Raw genomic sequence first — 22,349 nt, forward strand, 5'->3', positions numbered from 1 at the left:
CAGGGCCTGCGGGGTTAGAGCGGTGCAACCAGGCGGGTTGCGATCAGGGCGGCCAGGGCGTTTTCCCGGGTGCCGAACCGCTGGAGCAGGGTGGCTTGTTTTTCCGGTGTGAGGCGATCCCATAGCACGATCATTTGCTCGGCGGTGCTGATCAGTACGCTGGCCTGGGTGTCGTCGAAAGAGTCAGTCACGCTGTAATCCGGGGGAGTAAAAAAGGTGGGGCGATTGTGTCAGGCGGTATGAAAAGCCGAAAGCTTTTCGCACCGCCTGAGTGCGAACCGTCAGTCTTCGCTGTCGGCCTTGAGGCTTTCAGGGGCCTCGTCCAGTGCGGGGTTTTCGCCACTGGTGTGTTGCGGGGTTGGCTGCTGAGTTTCATGCAGGCTTGGGAAGGGGAGGTTTGGGATTTCGTGCATCGTCGCGCTCCTCGCAAGGTGTGTTTTTAAATCGCTGGGTACATCCGCGCTTTTAAAAAGCTAGGGCAGGATACATGACCGGGTGTGACAATTTGTCTTTTTTTGTGTCTGGCGGGGATGTATGGCGAACTTTTCATCGTGCTGTTGTCGTGCATCTGCCGGAACGGACGCGGCCGTCCCGGCAGATTCACGGCGTCAGTGCGTGCAGACCTGCGCGATGGCTTTGGCCAGCAGGCCCAGGCGCGTGCCGTCGACCCCGGCCATATTGGCGCGGCCGGACCCGACCATGTACACACTGTGCTTCTCGCGCAGCAATTGCACTTGATCGGCACTCAATCCAGTGTAGGAAAACATCCCGCGCTGTTGAGTGATATGAGCAAAGTGCTCGGCCAGGCCAAACGGCGTCAGTGCCTCCACCAAGCCGCTGCGCAGTTGCGCGATACGGCTGCGCATGGCTTCGACTTCGCTGGCCCACAGGTGCTTGAGTTGCTCATCACCCAAAATGGTCGCCACCACCGCAGCGCCATGGTCCGGCGGGTTGGACCACAGGTTGCGCGCCAAATAGGCCAATTGACTGCGGATGTCCGTCAGTTTCTCGGCGTCACTGGCGCAGACGATCAGCGCGCCCACACGTTCGCGGTACAGGCCGAAGTTTTTCGAGCAGGAGCTGGTGATCAGTAATTCAGGCAGTTCGCGAGCAAACAGGCGTGTGGACCACGCGTCCTGCTCCAGACCGTCACCGAAGCCCTGATACGCGAAGTCGATCAACGGCAACAACTCACGCCGCTTCACGACGTCCAGTACCTGATGCCAATCGTCTTGCGACAGATCGAAGCCGGTGGGGTTGTGGCAACAGGCGTGCAACAGCACCACGTCACCTTTGGGCGCCTGTTCCAGCGCCGCCAGCATGGCGGCCACGTTTAGCGTGTTGTCACTGCCCACATACGGGTAGTGGCTGATCTTCAGCCCGGCCGCGGCAAAGATGGTTTCGTGGATCGGCCAGGTCGGGTCGCTCAACCAGATGCCGCGCCCCGGCAAGCACTGTGCAATGAAGTCGGCACTCAAGCGCAACGCGCCGGTGCCACCCGGGGTTTGGGTGGCGCCCGCACGTTTGGCGCTTAACAGGGGCGAATCGGCACCCAGCACCAGTTCGCTGATCAGTTGGCCAAAACGGCTGTCGCCATGTCCGCCGATGTAGGTTTTGGTCTGCTGCTGGTCTACCAGGCGCTGTTCTGCCTGCTTGACCGACTGCAAAATCGGCGTCAGGCCGTTGGCGTCCTTGTACACGCCCACGCCCAAGTCGAACTTGTCCGGGTTGGTGTCCTGATTGTAGGCGTCCATCAGGCCCAGAATCGGGTCGCCCGGCACCCGGCCAATGGCCGCGAAGTGCTTCACTTGCGACCTTCAGCGGTGCTGGCCACTTCGTCAGTGCGCGCGGCCATGATGAAGTCATTGCGGTGCAGGCCTTTGATGCTGTGGCTCCACCAGGTCACGGTCACTTTGCCCCATTCCGTCAGCAGGCCCGGGTGATGGCCTTCAGCTTCGGAGATCTCGCCGACGGCATTGGTGAACGCCAGGGCGAACTTGAAGTTTTTGAACAGAAAGACCTTTTCCAGCTGCATCACGCCGTCGCGAACTTCGATGTTCCAGTCCGGGATCTGTTTGATCAGTACCGGCAGTTCTTCGTCGCTGACCTGTGGGGCATCGGCGCGGCAGGCTTCGCAGTGGGCTTGGTTCAGTGCGTTCATGGTGTGTTCCTGAAGTCAGTTTTTCTTATGTGTACAAAGAGAAGTCGTAAAGGCGTGCGTCACGCGGCCTTGGGTTTAGGCGGAAACTTGGGCGCATGCAGGCCCAGTGCCATGCCTTTTTCAACCATGCCCATGATGTCTTCGTGGGCCAGGTCGAACAGTCGCTTCAAATCCGGCAGCACAAAATACAGGGGCTGCAGGATGTCGATGCGGTAAGGCGTGCGCATGGCTTCCAGCGGGTCGAAGGCTTGATGTTCCGGTTCTGAAGACAGGCTGTAAACCGTTTCTTTGGGCGATGACAGAATCCCGCCGCCGTAGATGCGTTTGCCGTCGGGGGTGTCGACCAGGCCAAACTCAATGGTCATCCAGTACAGGCGGGCCAAATACACGCGCTGTTCCTTGGTGGCTTGCAGGCCAAGCTTGCCGTAGGTGTGGGTGAATTCTGCAAACCACGGGTTGGTCAGCAGTGGGCAGTGGCCGAAAATCTCGTGAAAAATGTCCGGCTCTTGCAGGTAATCCAGTTCTTCAGGGGTACGAATAAACGTCGCCACCGGAAACTGTTTATTGGCCAGCAATTCGAAGAAGGTCTGGAACGGAATCAGGGCCGGTACACGGGCCACTTGCCAGCCCGTGGTTTCGCCCAGCACGTGGTTGATTTCGCTCAGTTGCGGAATGCGGTCATGGGGCAGACCCAGCTTTTCGATGCCTTCCATGTACTCAGGGCAGGCACGGCCTTCGAGCAGCTTCAGTTGGCGGGTGATCAGCGTGTTCCACACGCCGTGCTCGGCAGGTGTGTAGTCGATAAAGCCATCGGCATCAGGCTCGCGGGCGACGTATTTCGTTTGCTTCATGGGGCTCTCCGCAAGGAAATCGTTTTTATTATTCGGTGTGTGGCGATGACCTAGTGATACCCCAAACCCCGCCCTTGTTGCACTGGCGCAAAGCCATGAATGCTGGGATGATGCCCGGCATTCGTAAAGTATTCGTTACGAGTTGAGTGCCGCGCAGAGGTTCTTGTGCTTGCCGACCCTCAAACTGTCACAAAAACGTGACGTTGAAATCGTCGAACGGTGAAAAAGCCTACTGTTATGGGACTCAACCGCCCACCTTATTGAGCCTGCGTCCATGCGTATCAAAGTTCACTGCCAAAACCGCATTGGCATCCTGCGTGACATCCTCAACCTATTGGTTGCCTACGGCATCAACGTCAAGCGCGGTGAGGTGGGTGGCGATCAGGGCAATGCGATCTACCTGTATTGCCCGAACCTGATCAACCTGCAATTTCAGGCGCTGCGCCCCAAGTTTGAGACCATCGCCGGTGTATTTGGCGTCAAGCGCGTCGGGCTGATGCCCAGCGAGCGTCGGCACATGGAGCTCAACGCGTTGCTCGGCGCGCTGGAGTTTCCGGTGTTGTCCATCGACATGGGCGGTTCCATCGTGGCGGCCAACCGCGCGGCGGCTCAGTTGCTCGGGGTGCGCGTGGATGAAGTGCCGGGGATCGCGTTGTCGCGCTATGCCGAAGACTTCGACCTGCCGGAACTGGTGCGCGCCAACAAATCGCGGATCAACGGGTTGCGGGTCAAGATCAAGGGTCACGTATTTCTGGCGGACATTGCGCCCCTGCAACTGGAAAGCGATGACAGCGAGGCCATGGCCGGGGCCGTTCTCACCTTGCACCGGGCTGATCGCGTGGGTGAACAGATCTACAACGTGCGCAAACAAGAGTTGCGCGGCTTTGACAGTATTTTCCAAAGCTCCAAAGTAATGGCCGCGGTGGTGCGCGAGGCGCGGCGCATGGCGCCGCTGGACGCCCCTCTATTAATAGAAGGCGAAACCGGCACAGGCAAAGAGTTGCTGGCGCGGGCCTGCCATCTCGCCAGCCCGCGCGGGCAATCGCCGTTGATGGCGCTCAACTGCGCCGGTTTGCCGGAGTCCATGGCCGAAACCGAGTTGTTCGGGTATGGCCCCGGCGCTTTTGAGGGCGCACGGGCTGAAGGCAAGCTCGGGCTGCTGGAACTGACCGCTGGCGGTACGTTGTTTCTCGATGGCGTGGGGGAAATGAGCCCGCGTTTGCAGGTCAAACTCCTGCGTTTCTTGCAGGACGGCTGCTTCCGGCGCGTGGGCAGTGATGAAGAGGTCTACCTCGATGTGCGGGTAATGTGCGCCACGCAGGTGGATTTGTCCGAACTGTGTGCCAAGGGCGAATTTCGCCAGGACCTGTATCACCGCCTGAACGTGCTGTCGCTGCACATCCCGCCCTTGCGCGAATGCCTGGACGGGCTTGAGCCGCTGGTCGAGCATTTTCTGGATCAGGCCAGCCGTCAGATTGGCTGCGCGCTGCCGCGTCTGGCGCCCGCCGCGATGGATCGCCTGCGTCATTACCACTGGCCGGGCAATGTGCGCCAATTGGAAAACGTACTGTTTCAGGCTGTCTCGTTGTGTGAAGGCGGCGTGGTCAAGGCTGAGCACATTCGTTTGCCGGATTACGGCGTGCGTCAGCCGCTTGGCGAGTTCTCGATGGAGGGCGGCCTGGACCAGATTGTCGGGCGTTTCGAGAAAACCGTGCTGGAGCGTTTGTACTGCGAACACCCCAGCAGCCGTTTGCTGGGCAAGCGGCTCGGTGTTTCGCACACCACCATCGCCAATAAACTGCGCGAATACGACATCCTCAAACCCGGCAAAGACTGAGCCGGGCGCGTCACGTCAACATCGGCAAGGGGGCGCATGGGCGACGCCTTGCCGCAAACGGCACCTTTGCGCCGTTTTTACGTCTTATCGTCGTCTTCACTTTCCTGCCTTTTACCGTCAGGCCCCGTCAAACCGGGCTTTTTCGCCGTCAAAAAAAAGTTGGTGCGCAAATTGCTTAGTGCTCTGCAGTACAGCGGTGGGCGGCAAGCGTCCGTCAGGCAGAGGAAAGACTGTGGACAAGTACCTTTATGTGGCAATGACCGGCGCCAGCCAGAACGCACTGGCGCAGAAGGCGCATGCCAACAATCTGGCGAACATCTCAACCAACGGTTTTCAGCGCGACCTGGAACAGGCGCGTTCGATGCCGGTGTTCGGTGACAGCTTTCCGGCGCGTGCCTTTGCACTGTCGGAACGCCCGGCCACGGATTTCACCCCCGGCGCACTGGTTGAAACCGGTCGCGACCTGGACGTGGCCGTGCAGGGCAATGGCTGGCTGGCCGTGCAGGCGCCTGACGGCAGCGAAGCCTACGTGCGCACGGCGAGCATGAACGTCGATGCCCTGGGCATTCTGCGAGCAGGCAACGGCATGCCGATCATGGGCAATGGCGGGCCGATTGCCGTGCCGCCGCAGCAACAGATTGAAGTCGGTGAAGACGGCACCATCAGCATCCGCGCCATGGGCGAAGGCCCGCGGGTGATGGCTGAAGTCGACCGGATCAAGATGGTGCAGCCCGACCTGAAAAACATGACCAAGGGCCTCGACGGTTTGATCCACACCAAAGACGGCCAGCCAGCGGTGGCCGATGCCAACGTGCGCGTGGTCTCGGGCTTCCTGGAAGCCAGCAACGTAAACGCGGTGGATGAAATGACCTCGGTGCTGGCCCTGGCCAAGCAGTTCGAGCTGCACATCAAGATGATGAACACCGCCAAAGAAGACGATCAGGCCATGACGCGCGTCCTGTCCATCAGCTAATTATTTAACGCGGCGCCGAAAAACCGGCGCGCGAGGAGAACTGCATGCTTCCGGCACTCTGGGTTGCTAAAACGGGTTTGGCTGCACAAGACACCAACCTGACCACCATTTCCAACAACTTGGCCAACGTATCGACCACGGGCTTCAAGCGTGATCGTGCCGAGTTCCAGGACTTGCTTTACCAGATCAAACGCCAGCCCGGCGCGCAATCGACCCAGGACAGCGAGCTGCCTTCGGGCCTGCAAGTGGGTACCGGTGTGCGCATCGTGGGCACCCAGAAGAACTTTCAGGCCGGTAGCCTGCAAACCACCGAGCAGCCGCTCGACCTGGCCATCAATGGCCGTGGTTTTTTCCAGATCATGCAGCCTGACGGCACTACGTCCTACACCCGTGACGGTACTTTCCACCTCGACTCCAACGGCCAGATCGTGACAGCCAACGGTTTCGCGCTGGAGCCGGCGATTGTGGTGCCGCCTGATGCGCAGACCTTCACGGTCGGCCAGGACGGCACCGTGTCGGTGACTATCGCCGGCAACCCGGCCGCGCAAGTGATCGGCAACCTGCAAACCGCTGACTTCATCAACCCGGCCGGTTTGCAGGCACAGGGCGGCAACTTGTTCCTGGAAACCGCTTCCAGCGGCGCGCCGCAGATCGGTACGCCGGGCCTGAACGGTTTTGGTCTGACCATGCAAAGCATGCTTGAGACCTCCAACGTCAGCACCGTGGAAGAAATGGTCAACATGATCACCACCCAGCGTGCCTACGAGATGAACTCCAAAGTCATCTCCACCGCCGACCAAATGTTGTCGTTCGTTACGCAAAATCTGTAATCACGTAGACAAGGCGGCCTGAAGGTCGCCTGCACGCGCGGGAGAGGTCATGAAACGCTTGTTTTCTGTTCTGGCATTGGGCGGTATCACTTTGCTGGCCGGGTGCGTCAGCCCGCCACCACGGGCCAACGACCCGTACTATGCGCCAGTGTTGCCGCGCACGCCGCTACCGGCGGCGGCCAATAACGGCTCGATCTACCAGGCGGGCTTTGAGCAAAACCTGTACAGCGACCGCAAGGCGTACCGGGTGGGTGACATCATCACCATCACCCTGAACGAGAAGACCCAGGCGAGCAAAAACGCCAACTCGCAGATCGGCAAGAACAGCAACACCAGCATCGGCCTGAGCTCGTTGTTCGGCAGTGGCCTGACCACCAATAACCCGCTGGGCAGCGGTGACCTGAGCCTGAACGCCGGGTACAGCGGCAGCCGGGCGAGCAAGGGCGACAGCAAGGCCGGGCAGGGCAACAGCCTGACCGGTTCGATCACGGTGACTGTGGCTGACGTACTGCCCAACGGCATCATTGCCGTGCGCGGCGAGAAATGGATGACCCTCAACACCGGGGACGAGCTGGTGCGTATTGCCGGTCTGGTGCGGGCCGATGACATCGCCACGGACAACACCGTGTCGTCGACCCGTGTGGCCGATGCGCGCATCACGTATTCGGGCACCGGCTCGTTTGCCGATGCGAGTCAGCCGGGCTGGTTTGATCGTTTCTTCCTGAGCCCGCTGTTCCCGTTCTAAGCGGACCTTTTATCAGTGTTTTTATTCAAGTGATGGCCCGAACCATGTTCAACCTCAAGCATCTGCTGGCAGCCGCATTGCTACTGTCCACAGCCCTTGGCGCCCACGCCGAGCGGTTGAAGGACATCGCCAGCATTTCTGGCGTGCGGTCCAACCAATTGATCGGTTACGGCCTGGTGGTCGGGCTTAATGGTACGGGCGACCAGACCACGCAAACGCCGTTCACCCTGCAAACGTTTAATAACATGCTCTCGCAATTCGGCATCAAAGTGCCGCCGGGGTCGGGCAACGTGCAGTTGAAAAACGTCGCAGCGGTGTCGATCAGTGCCGACTTGCCAGCGTTTGCCAAGCCGGGGCAGCAGGTTGATATCACCGTTTCCTCCATCGGTAACTCCAAAAGCCTGCGCGGCGGCACCCTGTTGCTGACCCCCCTGAAAGGTATCGACGGCAATGTGTATGCCATCGCCCAGGGCAACCTGGTGGTGGGCGGCTTTGACGCTGAAGGTCGCGACGGTTCGAAAATCACGGTTAACGTGCCCTCTGCGGGTCGGATTCCTGGCGGTGCTTCGGTTGAACGTGCCGTGCCAAGCGGTTTCAACCAGGGCAACAGCCTGACGCTGAACCTCAACCGTTCCGACTTCACCACCGCCAAGCGCGTGGTGGACAAAATTAACGACCTGCTCGGCCCTGGCGTCGCGCAAGCCATCGACGGCGGCTCGATTCGCGTCACCGCGCCCCTGGACCCTAGCCAACGTGTCGACTACCTGTCGATTCTGGAAAACCTGGAAGTGGACCCCGGCCAAGCGGTGGCCAAGGTCATCATCAACTCGCGTACCGGCACCATCGTGATCGGCCAGAATGTCAAGGTATCGCCAGCGGCCGTGACCCACGGCAGCTTGACCGTGACCATCACCGAAGACCCGATTGTCAGCCAGCCCGGCCCGCTGTCCAACGGCCAGACGGCCGTGGTGCCGCGTTCGCGGGTCAATGCACAGCAGGAAGCCAAGCCGATGTTCAAATTCGGTCCGGGTACCACGCTGGATGAAATCGTGCGTGCAGTGAATCAGGTGGGGGCAGCGCCGGGTGACTTGATGGCGATCCTTGAAGCCCTTAAACAGGCCGGCGCGCTGCAAGCCGACCTGATTGTGATCTGAGGCCTGCGTCATGGATATGCGTAAGAGTGGCGTAGTCAGCGGCAGTGATTCGGGTGCGTTCACCGACCTGAACCGTCTGAACAACTTGAAAGTGGGCGACCGCGAAAGCGACGGCAACATGCGCAAGGTTGCGCAGGAATTCGAGTCGTTGTTCCTGAATGAAATGCTCAAGTCGATGCGCTCGGCCAACGAAGTGCTGGGCAAGGACAATCCGCTCAACACCCCGGCGGCCAAGCAATATCAGGAAATGTACGACCAGCAGTTGTCCGTGACCTTGTCGCGACAGGGTGGCGGCATTGGCCTGGCTGACGTGTTGATGCGTCAGATGTCGAAAAACAAATCGGCGGTGCCGGGCGACACCCCGGCGGCCACCGCACTGACCCCTGAGGCCAAAGTCGCCACCCCAACCGCAGCGGTGACCCCGGCCGACAGCCCGTTTGTACGTTCCAATGGCCAGCGGCCGTTGTGGGCGGCGCGGGTGGCGCTGGCACCGGGTGCGGGGCAGGGCGGCCATCAAAATGACATGGCACTGCTCAATCAGCGGCGTCTGGCCTTGCCCACCAAACTGACGGACCGGTTGCTGGCAGGCATTGTGCCGTCGGCTGACCCGGCCCGCACCACGATCAATACGGCCCCCGTGCCGGATCGCACCAGCGCGTCGATGGACGCCGTGCTCAAAGGCAGTCGCCAGCCGATGGTCAGCGCCGCAGGTGCCCAGGGCCGGATGCAGGTGTATGGCCGTGCCATGGCCCAGCCGCCCTTGGCGCCCGCGAAAAAAGCCTTTGAATCGCCGGATGCGTTCGTGGCCACCATGTTGCCAATGGCCCAGCAAGCGGCCGACCGTATCGGCGTCGATCCGCTGTATCTGGTGGCGCAAGCGGCACTGGAAACCGGCTGGGGCAAATCGGTCATGCGTCAACAAGATGGCACCAGCAGCCACAACCTGTTCGGCATCAAGGCCACCGGCAGTTGGCAGGGCGCTCAGGCGCGTGCCATCACCAGTGAGTTCAAGGGCGGGCAGATGGTCAAGGAAACAGCGGCCTTCCGTTCCTATGACTCCTACCAGGACAGCTTCCACGACTTGGTCACGTTGTTGCAGAGCAACAATCGTTATAAAGAAGTGCTGAGCGCTGCCGATAAACCAGAACAATTTGTACGCGAGCTGCAGAAGGCCGGTTACGCAACCGACCCGAATTACGCCAGCAAGATTTCGCAGATAGCCAAACAAATGAAGACCTACCAGAGCTATGCCTCAACAGGTTCCTTCGCGCATTTATAAGGTTTGAACCATGGCGAGTTTGATCAACATCGGGATGTCGGGGCTGAACGCCAGCCAAGGGGCATTGGCCACGGTCGGCAACAACATTGCCAACGCTAACGCGGCGGGCTATTCGCGCCAGCAAATCGTGCAAGGCACGGCGGGCTCGCAGCAAGTGGGCGGAGTCTTTATCGGCACCGGCACCACGCTGGCGGACGTGCGTCGCGTCTACAACGCCTACCTCGACGCCCAGTTGCAAACCACCACGTCGCTCAATGGCGACGCCCAAGCCTATCTGGACCAGATCGGCCCGATCGACAAATTGCTGTCGGATAAAAGCACCGGCGTTTCCGCCGCGCTCAGCAGCTTCTTCGCCTCGCTGCAAAGCGCTGCGGCGGCGCCGGGTGATGCGTCGTCACGTGACCTGTTGTTGGGCAACGCCAAGACCCTGAGCAACCGGTTCAACTCCATTGCCAGCCAGCTCAACCAGCAAAACGAGGGCGTGAACAGCCAGCTGGAAACCCTGACCTCCATGGTCAACCAGCACACAGCGACCATTGCTTCGCTGAACAAGCAGATCGCCCAGGCGACGAGCGGGGGCAACACCCCGAACGACCTGATGGATGCGCGCAATGAGGCCGTGCGCTCGCTCAACGAGCTGGTCGGCGTGACGGTGCAAGAGCACGACAACGTGTACGACGTCACCCTCGGCACCGGTCAATCCCTGGTGCTGGGCAACACCTCCAACACGCTTTCGGCTGTGCCGGGTAAAACCGACAAGAGCCAGTACACGATTCAGATCAACTACGCGTCTTCCAGCTCTGACGTCACCTCGGTGATCAGCGGCGGCAAGATCGGCGGCCTGATTCGTTACCGTGACGATGTGCTGGCCCCTGCGATCAATGAGTTGGGGCGCACGGCGCTGGTGGTTGCCGACGCGATCAACCAACAGTTGGGGCAGGGCCTGGATGCCAACGGCGAGTTCGGCTCGTCGTTGTTCAACAACATCAACAGTGCCAAAGCCATCAGTGAGCGCAGCTTGGGCTCGACCGGCAACAGCGCAGGTTCCGGCAACCTGGATGTCACCATCACCAACAGCGGCGCGCTGACCACCTACGACTATCAGGTGACGTTCAGCAGCAACAACGACTACACGGTGAAGCGTTCCGACGGTACGGTCATGGGGTCCTACAAACTGGATCAAAAACCGGCGCCGGAAATTGACGGCTTTACCCTCAAGCTCAATGGCGGCGCCCTGGACAAGGGCGACAGCTTCAAAGTCAGCCCGACCCGCAGTGGCGCGACCAACATGGGCGTGCAAATGACCGATTCCAGCACGTTGGCGCTGGCCGGTCCGCTGGTGGCGAGCAAGGGTGGCTCCAACAGTGGAACCGGCGTGATCAGTGGTCTGGACCTGTCCCAGGCGCTGAACATCTACGGCGGCGCGGACCTGGGGCTGGCGCAGAGCGAGATCGAAGGCGCGATGCCCGTACGACTGGCGTTTGACGAAGCGGTCAACGGGGTTCAGGGCTATCGCGTGCTGAACGAGAAAGGCGAAGAAATCGGCAAAGGCACGATCGTGCCGGGTCAGGACAACAAGGTCACGATCAATGTGCCGGTGCTGGACGCCGCCGGTCTGCCGGTGACCAACCCGGACGGCTCGACCAAAACCGTCGGTTTCGAGACCACCATCAGTGGCTCGCCGGGCAAGGGCGACAGCTTTGACATCAAGTTCAACAAGGACGGCAAGGCTGACAACACCAACGCCAATAAACTGCTCGACCTGCAAACCAAGCCGACCGTCGGTGTGAGTGGCGGCGGGGGTGGGGTCAGCATGGGCACGTCCTACAGCCAACTGGTGTCCAAAGTGGGCGGCAAGGCCAGTCAGGCCCAGGTTGACGGTACGGCAACCAATGCCGCGCTGTCTTACGCGGCTGCCAGCCGCAGCTCGGTATCGCAGGTCAACCTGGACGAAGAAGCGTCCAACCTGGTCAAGTTTCAGCAGTACTACACGGCATCGTCGCAGATCATCAAGGTCGCGCAAGATACCTTCACGACGCTGATCAACAGTATTTAAGGGAGTCATCGACGATGCGTATTTCTACTGCCCAGTTCTTCGAGACCACGTCTTCCAAGTACCAGAGCAACTATTCTTCGGTAATCAAGACCCAGGAACAGATCGATTCCGGCGTGCGCATCCAGACCGCCGCCGATGATCCGGTCGGGGCCGGGCGCTTGCTGCAATTGCAGCAGCAGCAAGACATGCTGGCGCAATACACCACCAACATGAACAGCATCAAATCGTCGCTCGCCAATCAGGAATCGGTGCTGGACACGATCAACAACGCCCTGCAAAAAGCCAGTGAGCTGGCCCTGCAAGCGGGCGGCGGGGTGGTCAGTGATGCTGACCGGCTGTCGATTGCCAACGAATTGGGCAACATTGAAGAGCAAGTGTTCAGCCTGCTCAACAGCAAGGATGCATCGGGCAACTACATGTTCTCCGGCTCCAAGACCGATACGCCGCCGTATACCCGTAACAATGACGGCACTTACACCTATCAGGGCGATGACACACAGTTGAACCTGAAGGTGTCTGACACGCTGACCCTCGCGGGCAGTGACACTGCCAAAAGCATCTTTGATGGTGCTATCAATACCGGTCGCACGCAGGCTGAACTCACCACCAAGCCCGCGACGGCTGTGGATGGCACGGTCTCGGTGTCGGGTGGCCTGATCACCTCAAGTCCTGTGTTCAACAAGGATTTTTCCCAGGGCCAGCCTTATCAAGTGGAGTTCCTTAGCAGCACGCAATACGTGGTGCGCGACGGCTCGGGCAACGACATCACCTCCGAGGTGCCGGGCAACGGCGTGTTTGACGCCACCAAGGAAGGCGCTCATAGCATCAGCCTGCGGGGGGTGGATTTTGATATCAACCTGAACCTCAAGGACATCGCGGCAGCGGATCAGGACGATGCGGTCAAGGGCCATATTTTCACCCTGGAAGCCAAGCCTGACTCGTTCAATGCTTCGCGCTCACCGGGCAATACCTCGACCGCACAAATCACCGGCAGTACGGTGGACGATGCCAAGGTCTATGGCGACAGCTTTCCGGCCAGCGGCGCGGTGATCAAGTTCACCAGCGACACAGAATATGAGATTTACGCGCAGCCGTTGACGGCCAACAGCAAGTCGATTGCCAAGGGCACCATGACAGGCGATTCGCTGACGGCCATGGGCGTGACCTTCGATTTCACCGGTGCGCGCGCGGCAGGTGATCAGTTTGTGGTCAGCGCCAATAATCACCAGAGCCAGAGTGCGCTCGACACCATCAGCCAGTTGCGCCAGGCACTGGCGACTCCAAGCGATGGCGATGTGCTTGCGCAGCAGAAACAGCGTGATGCCATCAACTCGGCCATCGGCAACCTGAAGAACGCCAGCGCAGGCGTGGATACAGCGCGTGGTTCCATCGGTGCGCGGTTGAAAGCGGTAGACACCCAGACGGCGGAAAACGACAGCATGGCCATGGCCAACAAGTCGACCATCGCCGCCATTGGCAACACAGATATGGCAGGGGCATCCATCGATCTGGCGTTCCAGAAAGCCATGCTCGAAGCCTCGCAGCTGGCCTTCGTGAAAATCTCTCAGTTGAGCCTGTTCAACAAGATCTGATCCCGCCTTGTGTACCGTGACAGCCCACTCAATGAGTGGTCTGTCACGCTCCGCGCGCTGTAAATCCTCTCTTTCCCCTGACGGCTGGCCCCTGTGGCGGCCTCGGCGTGCGCGTGCTTATCTGAACGTCGCGTTGAAACGTTTTGTATAAACCACACAAAATAGAGTGACCTATGAGTCATAACGCGCATCTTCACTGTATCGTGTGAAACGTACGGGCGGATGCCGGGCCTTTCACAGGCTGTTTTGGGTATTTTCAGGCATCCACATTCGCTGCATTTCTTGCGCGGCGAAGCCCTTTTATTGTTAACGCCCCTCGATTCCAGAGCGGGTGATCTCCAGCTATTCAGTATTGGGAAGCCACCATGATTGGCATTAAAAGCATCGCCAGTTACGTGCCTGCAAACGGCGTAGACAACTATGCCCAGGGCGCGAAGTTCTCCAAGGACGAAGAATTTATTCTGGGCAAGATTGGTTCGGCATTCCTGCCGCGCAAAGATGCTGACCAGGAAACCTCGGATCTGTGTGTCGAAGCGGCCAATGCGCTGTTCGCCAATAACCCCCATCTCAAGCGCGAGTCCATCGACGCGCTGATCGTCATCACCCAAAACGGTGATGAAGAAGGCTTGCCCCACACCGCTGCCATCGTGCAGGACAAGCTCGGCCTGCCGACCCACGTCGCGGCATTTGATATTTCCCTCGGCTGCTCAGGCTATGTGTACGGCCTCTACGCGATGAAGGGCTTCATGGAAGCCACCGGCCTGAAAAACGGCCTGCTGATCACCGCCGACCCGTACTCCAAAATCGTCGACCCTGAAGACCGCAACACCACCATGCTGTTCGGTGACGCCGCCACGGCCACGTGGATGGGCGAAGACGCGCTCTGGCAGCTGGGCAAGGCCAAGTTCGGCACCGACGGTTCGGGCGCGCCGCACCTGAAAGTCACCGATGGGGTGTTCTTCATGAATGGGCGTCAGGTGTTCAACTTCGCGTTGCTCAAAGTGCCGGCGCACTTGCACGAGTTGCTCGATGAATCGGACCTCAAGGCTCAAGACATCGACGCGTTCTGCATCCACCAGGGCAGTGCGGCCATTGTGGATGCCGTGGCGCGGCGTTTTGAAGGTGAGCCCGAGAAGTTCATCAAGGACATGGTCGAGACCGGTAACACCGTGTCGTCGAGCATTCCGCTGCTGTTGGAAAAACACGCCATGGACACCCCCTGGAAGCGTGTCGCGCTGAGTGGTTTCGGCGTGGGCTTGTCGTGGGGCTCGGCGATCATCTATCGCCCCTGAGACGTTTTACGCGGTACCCCAACGCCCGTGGCCGATAAAGCCATGGGCGTTTTGCATTCTGCGGGCGGCTAACCCCCTGAAATACAAGGGATGGCACCCGGCCAGTAAAAAATTTCAAAAAAGCCCTCAAGCAACCTGCTTTCACGACGATAACTATTACGAAGGTTCTCTAGGCCACACCCGGCGGTTGCCAGGGCCGGAAGCCGCAGTAATCAACCCACGAGGAATTCGTCATGGCTTTATCAGTAAATACCAACATCACGTCGCTGGGTGTTCAGAAGAACCTCAACAAGGCTGCCGACGCTCTCAGCACTTCGATGAACCGCCTGTCTTCTGGCCTGAAAATCAACAGCGCCAAAGACGACGCGGCCGGCATGCAAATCGCCAACCGTCTGGGCAACCAGGTTAAAGGTCTGAACGTAGCCATCGCCAACGCCAACAACGGCGTCTCGATTGCTCAGACCGCTGAGGGCGCGATGCAAGAGTCCACCAACACCCTGCAACGTCTGCGTGAGCTGGCTCTGCAAGCGGCGAACGGTGATAAAAGCGACGCTGACCGTGTGTCCCTGCAGCAAGAATTCACCGCTAAAGTGGGCGAGCTGACCCGTACCGCCAACACCACGACCTTCGGTGGTCGTAACCTGCTGGACGGTTCGTTCAACAACGTGGCTTTCCAGATCGGTGCTGACGCTAACCAGACCATCTCGTTCGGCATGACCGACATCAGCGCCACTGGCCTGAAAGGTACTTACAGCGAAGCCAAAACCAATGGCGCGGCCATGACTGGCCTGAGCGCGACTTCAATTGGTTCGGCAGTCAATGCCTCTGTTACAGGCGCAGCTGCAGCTGTACCGCCTGCTGCTGACACTACTGTAAAAATCAACGGGACTGATGTTGCGCTGGCTAAAGACGCCACGGCAGCTGATATGGCGAAAGCTATCAATGATGCGGGTATCTCGGGCGTTTCGGCTTCGGCAGACACGGCTGGCAAAATTACCCTGAAATCTGCCAATGCTGACTTGGTTGTAGCTGGCACTGCTGGCGCCGCAGCCCTGGGCGTTGCAGCGGCATCTACCAAGGCTGAAGATTCCTTGGTGCCTGCCGGTACCATCACCGTTAACGGTCAAGATCTCGTTCTTACGGGTGCTGAAAAAGTCAGCGCTGTAGTTGCCAGCATCCAAGGCATGGCAGGTATCGCGTCGGCCAAGCTGAATAACGGCCGTATCGAAATCACTTCTAAAGATGGTTCTGATGTCGCGCTGAGCAATAAAACCAGCGGTGCTCTGTCGGCTCTGGGTCTGGCTCCTGGCACTTCGCAGGCCAAGCTGCAGGCCGATACTTCGATTAGCCTGAATGGCGTTGAAGTCAAGTTCAAGAAAGGTGACACCGCTGATGCGATCGTTTCTTCGATCAACAGCGCAAGCACTGGCGTCACTGCCAGCAAGAACTCTGACGGTACCCTGGCTCTGTTTGCTGACAAAGATATCGTGATCGCTGACGGCAGCGCAGGTGGTGGTCTGAGCGCTCTGGGTCTGGATCCAGGTAAAACTGCAGCCGTGACTCTGGAAACCACCGTTTCCGATCTGAGCGTACTGACTGCAGCTTCGGCCCAGCAAGCGATCCAGGCTCTGGACGGCGCCATGCAGCAGATCGACAGCCAGCGTTCGCAGCTGGGTGCTGTTCAAAACCGTTTCTCGAGCACCGTGTCCAACCTGCAAAGCATCGCGCAGAACTCCGCTGCAGCCAAAGGCCGCGTAGAAGACGCCGACTTCGCCGCTGAAACCGCTGAGCTGACCAAGCAGCAAACCCTGCAACAGGCTTCCACTGCGATCCTGTCTCAGGCTAACCAATTGCCATCCTCCGTACTGAAACTGCTTCAGTAATCACGGCGCTTGGTCAATAACGGAAGGGCGCGTTTACGTGCCCTTTCGTTTTTTCAGTGTTGAGGTGATGACATGGACATGAGCGTCAAGCTGAACGCGGCTTACACCGCCACTGTTGCTCAACAAGCTGCTACGGCATCGACTCCGGCTCCTGCCGTCCCGTCCACGGTTCAAGACGCAGTGACCCCTGCGCCAGCGCCCAAGCGCGAAGACCTGGAAAAGGCCGTCAACGACATTCGTGAGTTCGTGCAGTCCACCCAGCGACAGCTGGATTTTTCGATTGATGACTCCACCGGTGTGGTCGTGGTCAAGGTAATCGCCACGCACAGTGGTGAAGTGATACGTCAACTCCCCTCAGAAACCGCATTGAAGCTGGCTCAAAGCCTGAGCGATGCCGGTAGTTTGTTATTTCAGACAAATGCCTGAGGTGGCATGAATTTTGTTGTTGTCTGCCGAGAAGGCGCAGTTAGCCAATAAACCGGCAGCCAACGAAAAGGAGATAAAAGATGGCCAGTTCAACGATAAGCGGCGTCGGTTCGGGGGTTGATACTCAATCCATCGTCAAGGCTCTGGTGGCTGCCGAAAAGGCACCTAAACAGGCGCAGATCACCAAGCAGCAAACCACGACCACGATCCAGCTTTCAGCATTGGGTACGGTGAAAGGCGCGCTTGATGCTTATCGCACGGCCATCGATAAACTCAAAGATGCCTCGAGCTTCAGTGGCTTGGCAGGCACCACCTCGGATGAGAAGAAATCCAAGGTGACGATTGATGCCACGGCGTCTACGGGTAAGTACGACTTGGTCGTGCACAACTTGGCAACCGCCTCTAAAGTCAGCAGTCCGGTATTTGCAGGTGGGAATTCGGCAGTCGTTAACAGCGGCGATGAGGCGACCACGCTGACGATTTCGCAGTCGGGTGTGGACTACGACGTGAACGTACCCGCGGGTGCGACCATGAAAGAAGTGCGTGAAGCCATTAATACGCAGCTTCAAAGCAAAGGCATCAGTGCCAACGTGTTGAATGACGCCAGCGGCTCACGGCTTGTGCTGACTTCGTCGACGATGGGTAAAGGGACTGAAATTACCATGAGTGGTAATTCTTCTTTGTCTGAGGGCTTCACCACGCTGGTTGAGCCGAAAAACGCCTCTTATTCGATTGATGGCCTGGAAATGGAGTCTGCCAGCAACAAGGTGGACTCGGCTATCAGTGGGGTAACCCTGGAGTTTTTGGTCGGTGGTGATGCGGCGTCGACCATTTCGGTAGGCGCCAACACGGACACCTTGAAAACCTCTGTGCAGGCATTTGTCACGGCTTACAACGCGTTGATGGGGTCCATTAATACTCAAACCAAGGTGACTGCCACCGGTGATTCGGCCACCACCACTTCCGGGGCGTTGACAGGCGATGCATCCATGCGTCAGTTGGTGTCAGGCCTGCGTAATGAGTTGCTGAACAGCAGCGGTTCGAATGCGGCCATAGGGCTCGCCCAGATGGGCGTCAGCACAGACTCTAAAACGGGCTTGTTGAGTCTGGATGACAAGGCATGGAACAAGGCCGTCGCCTTGCCTAATGGCGCCACTAACATTGCCAAAGTGTTCACGGGCGACGCGGGTCTGATCTCGCGCATGACCAAAATGACTGCGCCCTATGTCGGCACAACCGGGACTTTGTCCCAGCGCACTACCGACCTGAACAACAAGCTGACCGACCTGACCACCCAGCAAGCCGAGCTGGACCGTCGCATCGATAGCCTGCAAACCTCGTTGTCGGCCAAGTACAACGCCATGGACACCCTGGTAGCGCAGCTCAATGCCAGCAGCTCCAGCATCATGACCACACTTAACGCGCTGAATAATCCCAAGTCGAATTAAAGCCGGGTGGGCCGGGCCGGTTAAAGTTTTGGCCGGCCCGGTCGACACAGGTTAGTAAGTTCACCTATTTTTGCCGGTCACCTGTTACGAGGTAGAAACATGAACCCGATGCGCGCCCTTCGTCAGTACCAGAAGGTCAATTCCCACGCTCAAATCTCCGAGGCCAGCCCGCACCGGTTGATTCAGATGCTGATGGAAGGTGCTCTGGAGCGTATGGCACAAGCCAAAGGTGCCATGGCTCGGGGGGATATTCCTCAGAAGGCTTTGCTGATCACCAAGACCATCGACATCATCACGGGCTTGCGTGCGGGCCTGCGTGAAGAAAATACCGATGACAAGGAAGCGCTGCGTCAGTTGGACAGTCTGTACGAGTACATGACCAAGCAATTGACCCTGGCCAATGCCAAAAACGAGCCAGAACTGATCGACGAAGTCGCCCGCCTGCTGATCACTGTCAAAAGTGGTTGGGATGCAATCGCGCCAGAATAAGCCTGCCGGTCCCGAGGAGTGCGTCATGAGTCAATTACAACGAATTCAAAAAACCCGTGATGCGCTGATCGATGCCTTGGCTGAGCGCAACTGGGAAGCCATCGGCGAACTGGATACCGCTTGTCGGGATTGTGTCGAGAGCGTGCTGGCCGAAAAGCCGGTGGACGAAGCGGTCTTGCGCGAGAATCTTGAGGGCCTGTTAGTGGTGTATCGCATGCTGCTGGAGGCTGCCACGGGGGAGCGCCAGCTCGTGGTTGATCAGATGGCGCAGATCAACCAAGCAAAAAATGCTTCAAAGGTTTACCATCTGTTCGGTTAAGACCTAAAAATTTTGTGGTTAAGCGTGTTTGTAGCGCCATAAAATTGACTGCATACAATTTTTTGACTTAACTAGTGCTGTTTTCTGATTTCAGTCGTCTTAAATATCCATACGGGTCAAGGCGTCTACCTTGCCCCTCAATCAGGGCATTGAGTTGACTAGGGAAGTTGCTATTGCATGTGGCGTGAAACCAAGATTCTGCTAATCGATGACGATAGTGTCCGTCGCCGCGACCTGGCGGTGATTTTAAATTTTCTGGGCGAAGAAAATTTATCCGCCGCGAGTAGCGATTGGCAGCAGGCTGTCGGTTCCTTGGCGTCCAGCCGCGAAGTACTCTGCGTGCTTGTAGGCGACGTGAGCAGTGCGGGTGGAGCTTCGAGCTTGCTTAAGACACTCGCCGTGTGGGATGAGTTCCTTCCCATTTTACTTTTGGGTGATATTTCTTCGGTCGACCTGCCCGAAGACCAGCGCCGCCGCGTGCTGTCCAGCCTTGAAATGCCCCCCAGCTACAGCAAATTGCTCGATTCGCTGCACCGTGCCCAGGTCTACCGCGAGATGTACGACCAGGCCCGTGAGCGCGGTCGGCACCGTGAACCGAATTTGTTCCGCAGCCTGGTCGGCACCAGCCGAGCGATCCATCACGTGCGCCAGATGATGCAGCAAGTGGCCGACACCGACGCCAGTGTGTTGATCTTGGGCGAGTCGGGGACCGGCAAGGAAGTGGTCGCGCGCAACCTGCATTACCACTCCAAACGCCGTGACGCGCCCTTTGTGCCCGTTAACTGCGGGGCGATTCCCGCCGAGTTGCTCGAAAGCGAACTGTTCGGCCATGAGAAGGGCGCATTCACCGGCGCCATCACCAGCCGCGCCGGGCGTTTTGAACTGGCCAACGGCGGCACGCTGTTCCTGGATGAAATCGGCGACATGCCGCTGCCGATGCAGGTCAAGCTGCTGCGCGTGTTGCAGGAGCGCACCTTTGAACGTGTGGGCAGTAACAAAACCCAGTGCGCCGACGTGCGCATCATTGCCGCGACCCACAAAAACCTCGAAAGCATGATTGAAGTCGGCGCCTTCCGCGAAGACTTGTACTACCGCCTCAACGTCTTCCCGATTGAAATGGCGCCGTTGCGTGAGCGCGTCGAAGACATCCCGTTGTTGATGAACGAACTGATTTCGCGCATGGAGCACGAAAAGCGCGGATCCATCCGCTTCAATTCAGCCGCCATCATGTCTTTGTGCCGCCACGGCTGGCCGGGTAACGTGCGTGAACTGGCCAACCTCGTTGAGCGCATGGCCATCATGCATCCCTACGGGGTGATCGGGGTGGCCGAGCTGCCGAAGAAATTCCGCTACGTGGACGACGAAGACGAGCAATTGGTCGACAGCCTGCGCAGCGACATGGAAGAGCGCGTGGCCATCAACAATGCCACGCCGGATTTCACCGCCACGGCCATGCTGCCGCCCGAAGGGCTGGACCTCAAAGACTACCTCGGTGGTCTGGAGCAGGGCCTGATTCAGCAAGCGCTGGACGACGCCAACGGCATCGTGGCCCGTGCCGCAGAGCGGCTGCGCATCCGTCGAACCACCTTGGTGGAAAAGATGCGCAAGTACGGCATGAGCCGTCGTGAAGGTGAAGAACAGGCGGATGATTGACGCCTGTTTTTTAACCTGTTGATTTATAAGTAATTTTTTTTAGGCACGGGTATTGCTAAGTCTCTGCTAACGAACCGTTTTATGACGGTCAGCCACGCGAGAAAGTCCCATGCCTCAGTCCGCCCCGCAGTCCTCCGTCCCTGATCTCGCAGGGCACGCCATGTCTCTGGCCGTTCAGCCCTTGAACCCGGTTGAACAGGCCAGTCGGGAAGGGCTTGAGCAGGCGTTCTCGCTGTTCAGTCAGATGTCGACTCAATTGACCGATTCCTACAGCCTGCTGGAAGCCCGGGTGACCGAGCTCAAGGGCGAGCTGGCGGTGGTCAGCGCCCAGCGCATGGCCGAACTGGCGGAAAAAGAGCGGCTGGCCAATCGCCTGCAACACCTGCTGGACCTGCTGCCGGGCGGCGTGATCGTGATCGACGACCGCGGCCGGGTGCGCGAGGCCAACCCGGCCGCCTGCGAACTGCTGGGGCTGCCGCTGGAAGGCGAACTGTGGCGCCATGTGATCGCGCGCTGTTTTGCGCCCCGTGAAGACGATGGCCACGAAGTTTCCCTGATTGACGGCCGACGCCTGTCGATTTCCACCCGTTCGCTGGATGCCGAGCCGGGTCAACTGGTGCTCCTCAACGACCTGACAGAAACCCGGCGTCTGCAAGACCAGCTTGCGCGCCATGAGCGCCTGTCTTCCCTGGGTCGCATGGTGGCGTCGCTGGCGCACCAGATCCGCACGCCTTTGTCGGCGGCCTTGATCTACGCCAGTCATTTGACTGAGCAACAGTTGCCGGTCGAGACCCAGCAGCGCTTTGCCGGGCGCCTTAAAGAGCGCTTGCATGAGTTGGAGCATCAAGTGCGAGACATGCTGGTGTTTGCCCGCGGAGAACTGCCCCTCACTGACCGCATTGCCCCCAAAGCGTTGATGCAGGCGCTGCAAGCCGCCGCGCAACCGCACGTCGAAGGCATTGCGATGCGCTGGCAGTGCGACATCCATGATGGCGAGGTGCTGTGTAATCGCGACACCTTGGTCGGTGCGCTGCTCAATCTGATCGAAAACGCCCTGCAAGCCGGCACGGCGCAGGTGCGTCTCAAAGTCCATGTGTACGCACGGGGCAACACTTTGCGCCTGTGTGTGAGCGACAGCGGCAGTGGCATCGAGCCTCGGGTGCTGGAGCGTTTGGGTGAGCCGTTTTTCACCACCAAAGCCACCGGCACCGGTCTGGGGCTGGCCGTGGTCAAGGCTGTAGTGCGCGCGCATCAGGGTCAATTGCAACTGCACTCGCGACTCGGGCGCGGTACCTGTGCACTGCTTGGCTTGCCATTGCTCGGCGTGCAGGAGATAGCGCGCGCGGGGGAGGCGAGCTGAT

The 22,349-nt window shown here is 59.0% G+C and carries 21 protein-coding genes; 16 read left to right on the forward strand and 5 right to left on the reverse strand.

The annotated features are described in order from the left end of the window. Positions 1 to 14 precede the first annotated feature (14 nt). The 5 genes from V6F78_RS20445 to phhA form a co-directional block, all read right to left on the reverse strand. The gene (locus V6F78_RS20445; RefSeq protein ID WP_094990444.1) at positions 15 to 191 is read right to left on the reverse strand and encodes a hypothetical protein; all 177 of its coding nucleotides are present in this window, start codon (positions 189 to 191) and stop codon (positions 15 to 17) included. 90 nt (positions 192 to 281) lie between these two features. Beyond that, positions 282 to 413, reverse strand: coding sequence for a hypothetical protein (locus V6F78_RS20450; protein WP_255163946.1), 132 nt, complete (start codon positions 411 to 413; stop codon positions 282 to 284). A gap of 195 nt (positions 414 to 608) precedes the next feature. Further along, positions 609 to 1,808 carry an amino acid aminotransferase gene (locus V6F78_RS20455; RefSeq protein ID WP_162493708.1) on the reverse strand — a complete coding sequence of 400 codons (1,200 nt, stop codon included), beginning with the start codon at positions 1,806 to 1,808 and terminating at the stop codon, positions 609 to 611. Next, complete coding sequence (locus tag V6F78_RS20460) at positions 1,805 to 2,161, reverse strand: 4a-hydroxytetrahydrobiopterin dehydratase (RefSeq protein WP_047275993.1); 357 nt, start codon at positions 2,159 to 2,161, stop codon at positions 1,805 to 1,807. The genes V6F78_RS20455 and V6F78_RS20460 overlap by 4 nt, the downstream gene beginning before the upstream one ends. Positions 2,162 to 2,220: 59 nt before the next feature. Continuing rightward, positions 2,221 to 3,012: a phenylalanine 4-monooxygenase gene (phhA, locus tag V6F78_RS20465; RefSeq protein ID WP_047275991.1), complete on the reverse strand. Its 792-nt coding sequence runs from the start codon at positions 3,010 to 3,012 to the stop codon at positions 2,221 to 2,223. A 274-nt stretch (positions 3,013 to 3,286) separates the two neighbouring features. On the opposite strand from phhA, the gene V6F78_RS20470 reads away from it, so the two are divergent. The 16 genes from V6F78_RS20470 to V6F78_RS20545 all read left to right on the forward strand — a co-directional run bounded on the left by V6F78_RS20470 (position 3,287) and on the right by V6F78_RS20545 (position 22,348). Further along, positions 3,287 to 4,849 (forward strand): sigma-54-dependent phenylalanine hydroxylase transcriptional regulator PhhR, encoded by a 1,563-nt coding sequence (locus V6F78_RS20470; RefSeq protein WP_047275989.1) that lies wholly within the window; start codon positions 3,287 to 3,289, stop codon positions 4,847 to 4,849. A 232-nt stretch (positions 4,850 to 5,081) separates the two neighbouring features. Next, positions 5,082 to 5,822, forward strand: coding sequence for a flagellar basal body rod protein FlgF (locus tag V6F78_RS20475; RefSeq protein ID WP_047275987.1), 741 nt, complete (start codon positions 5,082 to 5,084; stop codon positions 5,820 to 5,822). 44 nt (positions 5,823 to 5,866) lie between these two features. After that, complete coding sequence (gene flgG / locus V6F78_RS20480; protein ID WP_047275985.1) at positions 5,867 to 6,652, forward strand: flagellar basal-body rod protein FlgG; 786 nt, start codon at positions 5,867 to 5,869, stop codon at positions 6,650 to 6,652. 49 nt (positions 6,653 to 6,701) lie between these two features. Next, positions 6,702 to 7,397: a flagellar basal body L-ring protein FlgH gene (gene flgH / locus V6F78_RS20485; RefSeq protein ID WP_047275983.1), complete on the forward strand. Its 696-nt coding sequence runs from the start codon at positions 6,702 to 6,704 to the stop codon at positions 7,395 to 7,397. A 44-nt stretch (positions 7,398 to 7,441) separates the two neighbouring features. Beyond that, positions 7,442 to 8,551: a flagellar basal body P-ring protein FlgI gene (locus V6F78_RS20490; RefSeq protein ID WP_048375754.1), complete on the forward strand. Its 1,110-nt coding sequence runs from the start codon at positions 7,442 to 7,444 to the stop codon at positions 8,549 to 8,551. Between the two features lie 10 nt (positions 8,552 to 8,561). Beyond that, on the forward strand, positions 8,562 to 9,830 hold the full coding sequence (gene flgJ, locus V6F78_RS20495; RefSeq protein ID WP_047294562.1) for a flagellar assembly peptidoglycan hydrolase FlgJ: 1,269 nt from the start codon (positions 8,562 to 8,564) through the stop codon (positions 9,828 to 9,830). A gap of 10 nt (positions 9,831 to 9,840) precedes the next feature. After that, positions 9,841 to 11,886: a flagellar hook-associated protein FlgK gene (gene flgK, locus V6F78_RS20500; RefSeq protein ID WP_169858963.1), complete on the forward strand. Its 2,046-nt coding sequence runs from the start codon at positions 9,841 to 9,843 to the stop codon at positions 11,884 to 11,886. 14 nt (positions 11,887 to 11,900) lie between these two features. Next, a complete protein-coding gene (locus tag V6F78_RS20505; protein ID WP_095008402.1) occupies positions 11,901 to 13,478 on the forward strand; it encodes a flagellar hook-associated protein 3 in 1,578 nt (525 codons plus the stop codon). Between the two features lie 365 nt (positions 13,479 to 13,843). After that, positions 13,844 to 14,770: a ketoacyl-ACP synthase III gene (locus tag V6F78_RS20510; RefSeq protein ID WP_094990442.1), complete on the forward strand. Its 927-nt coding sequence runs from the start codon at positions 13,844 to 13,846 to the stop codon at positions 14,768 to 14,770. Positions 14,771 to 15,003: 233 nt separating this feature from the next. Beyond that, entirely contained in the window at positions 15,004 to 16,653 is a 1,650-nt protein-coding gene (locus V6F78_RS20515) for a flagellin N-terminal helical domain-containing protein (RefSeq protein WP_094990441.1), read from the forward strand. A 72-nt stretch (positions 16,654 to 16,725) separates the two neighbouring features. Further along, positions 16,726 to 17,079 carry a flagellar protein FlaG gene (locus V6F78_RS20520; protein ID WP_094990440.1) on the forward strand — a complete coding sequence of 118 codons (354 nt, stop codon included), beginning with the start codon at positions 16,726 to 16,728 and terminating at the stop codon, positions 17,077 to 17,079. An 80-nt stretch (positions 17,080 to 17,159) separates the two neighbouring features. Then, on the forward strand, positions 17,160 to 18,527 hold the full coding sequence (gene fliD, locus V6F78_RS20525) for a flagellar filament capping protein FliD (RefSeq protein WP_094990439.1): 1,368 nt from the start codon (positions 17,160 to 17,162) through the stop codon (positions 18,525 to 18,527). Positions 18,528 to 18,626: 99 nt separating this feature from the next. After that, complete coding sequence (gene fliS, locus V6F78_RS20530; RefSeq protein WP_047275965.1) at positions 18,627 to 19,016, forward strand: flagellar export chaperone FliS; 390 nt, start codon at positions 18,627 to 18,629, stop codon at positions 19,014 to 19,016. Between the two features lie 25 nt (positions 19,017 to 19,041). Beyond that, a complete protein-coding gene (locus V6F78_RS20535; protein ID WP_193076907.1) occupies positions 19,042 to 19,335 on the forward strand; it encodes a flagellar protein FliT in 294 nt (97 codons plus the stop codon). 177 nt (positions 19,336 to 19,512) lie between these two features. Continuing rightward, entirely contained in the window at positions 19,513 to 20,988 is a 1,476-nt protein-coding gene (locus V6F78_RS20540) for a sigma-54 dependent transcriptional regulator (protein WP_332728086.1), read from the forward strand. Positions 20,989 to 21,148: 160 nt separating this feature from the next. Continuing rightward, positions 21,149 to 22,348, forward strand: a complete 1,200-nt coding sequence (locus tag V6F78_RS20545; RefSeq protein WP_047294544.1) for a sensor histidine kinase — start codon at positions 21,149 to 21,151, stop codon at positions 22,346 to 22,348. Position 22,349 lies beyond the last annotated feature (1 nt).

The sequence above is a fragment of the Pseudomonas sp. ESBL9 genome (assembly GCF_036668715.1).
Classification (GTDB): domain Bacteria; phylum Pseudomonadota; class Gammaproteobacteria; order Pseudomonadales; family Pseudomonadaceae; genus Aquipseudomonas; species Aquipseudomonas lundensis.

Excerpts from the sequence above, each read along its gene's own strand:
- V6F78_RS20450 (WP_255163946.1), bottom strand. The coding sequence starts at position 413 with ATGCACGAAATCCCAAACCTCCCCTTCCCAAGCCTGCATGAAACTCAG.
- V6F78_RS20460 (WP_047275993.1), bottom strand. The coding sequence starts at position 2,161 with ATGAACGCACTGAACCAAGCCCACTGCGAAGCCTGCCGCGCCGATGCC.
- phhA (WP_047275991.1), bottom strand. The coding sequence starts at position 3,012 with ATGAAGCAAACGAAATACGTCGCCCGCGAGCCTGATGCCGATGGCTTT.
- V6F78_RS20470 (WP_047275989.1), top strand. The coding sequence starts at position 3,287 with ATGCGTATCAAAGTTCACTGCCAAAACCGCATTGGCATCCTGCGTGAC.
- flgG (WP_047275985.1), top strand. The coding sequence starts at position 5,867 with ATGCTTCCGGCACTCTGGGTTGCTAAAACGGGTTTGGCTGCACAAGAC.
- flgH (WP_047275983.1), top strand. The coding sequence starts at position 6,702 with ATGAAACGCTTGTTTTCTGTTCTGGCATTGGGCGGTATCACTTTGCTG.
- V6F78_RS20490 (WP_048375754.1), top strand. The coding sequence starts at position 7,442 with ATGTTCAACCTCAAGCATCTGCTGGCAGCCGCATTGCTACTGTCCACA.
- flgJ (WP_047294562.1), top strand. The coding sequence starts at position 8,562 with ATGGATATGCGTAAGAGTGGCGTAGTCAGCGGCAGTGATTCGGGTGCG.
- flgK (WP_169858963.1), top strand. The coding sequence starts at position 9,841 with ATGGCGAGTTTGATCAACATCGGGATGTCGGGGCTGAACGCCAGCCAA.
- V6F78_RS20505 (WP_095008402.1), top strand. The coding sequence starts at position 11,901 with ATGCGTATTTCTACTGCCCAGTTCTTCGAGACCACGTCTTCCAAGTAC.
- V6F78_RS20510 (WP_094990442.1), top strand. The coding sequence starts at position 13,844 with ATGATTGGCATTAAAAGCATCGCCAGTTACGTGCCTGCAAACGGCGTA.
- V6F78_RS20515 (WP_094990441.1), top strand. The coding sequence starts at position 15,004 with ATGGCTTTATCAGTAAATACCAACATCACGTCGCTGGGTGTTCAGAAG.
- V6F78_RS20520 (WP_094990440.1), top strand. The coding sequence starts at position 16,726 with ATGGACATGAGCGTCAAGCTGAACGCGGCTTACACCGCCACTGTTGCT.
- fliD (WP_094990439.1), top strand. The coding sequence starts at position 17,160 with ATGGCCAGTTCAACGATAAGCGGCGTCGGTTCGGGGGTTGATACTCAA.
- fliS (WP_047275965.1), top strand. The coding sequence starts at position 18,627 with ATGAACCCGATGCGCGCCCTTCGTCAGTACCAGAAGGTCAATTCCCAC.
- V6F78_RS20535 (WP_193076907.1), top strand. The coding sequence starts at position 19,042 with ATGAGTCAATTACAACGAATTCAAAAAACCCGTGATGCGCTGATCGAT.
- V6F78_RS20540 (WP_332728086.1), top strand. The coding sequence starts at position 19,513 with ATGTGGCGTGAAACCAAGATTCTGCTAATCGATGACGATAGTGTCCGT.
- V6F78_RS20545 (WP_047294544.1), top strand. The coding sequence starts at position 21,149 with ATGTCTCTGGCCGTTCAGCCCTTGAACCCGGTTGAACAGGCCAGTCGG.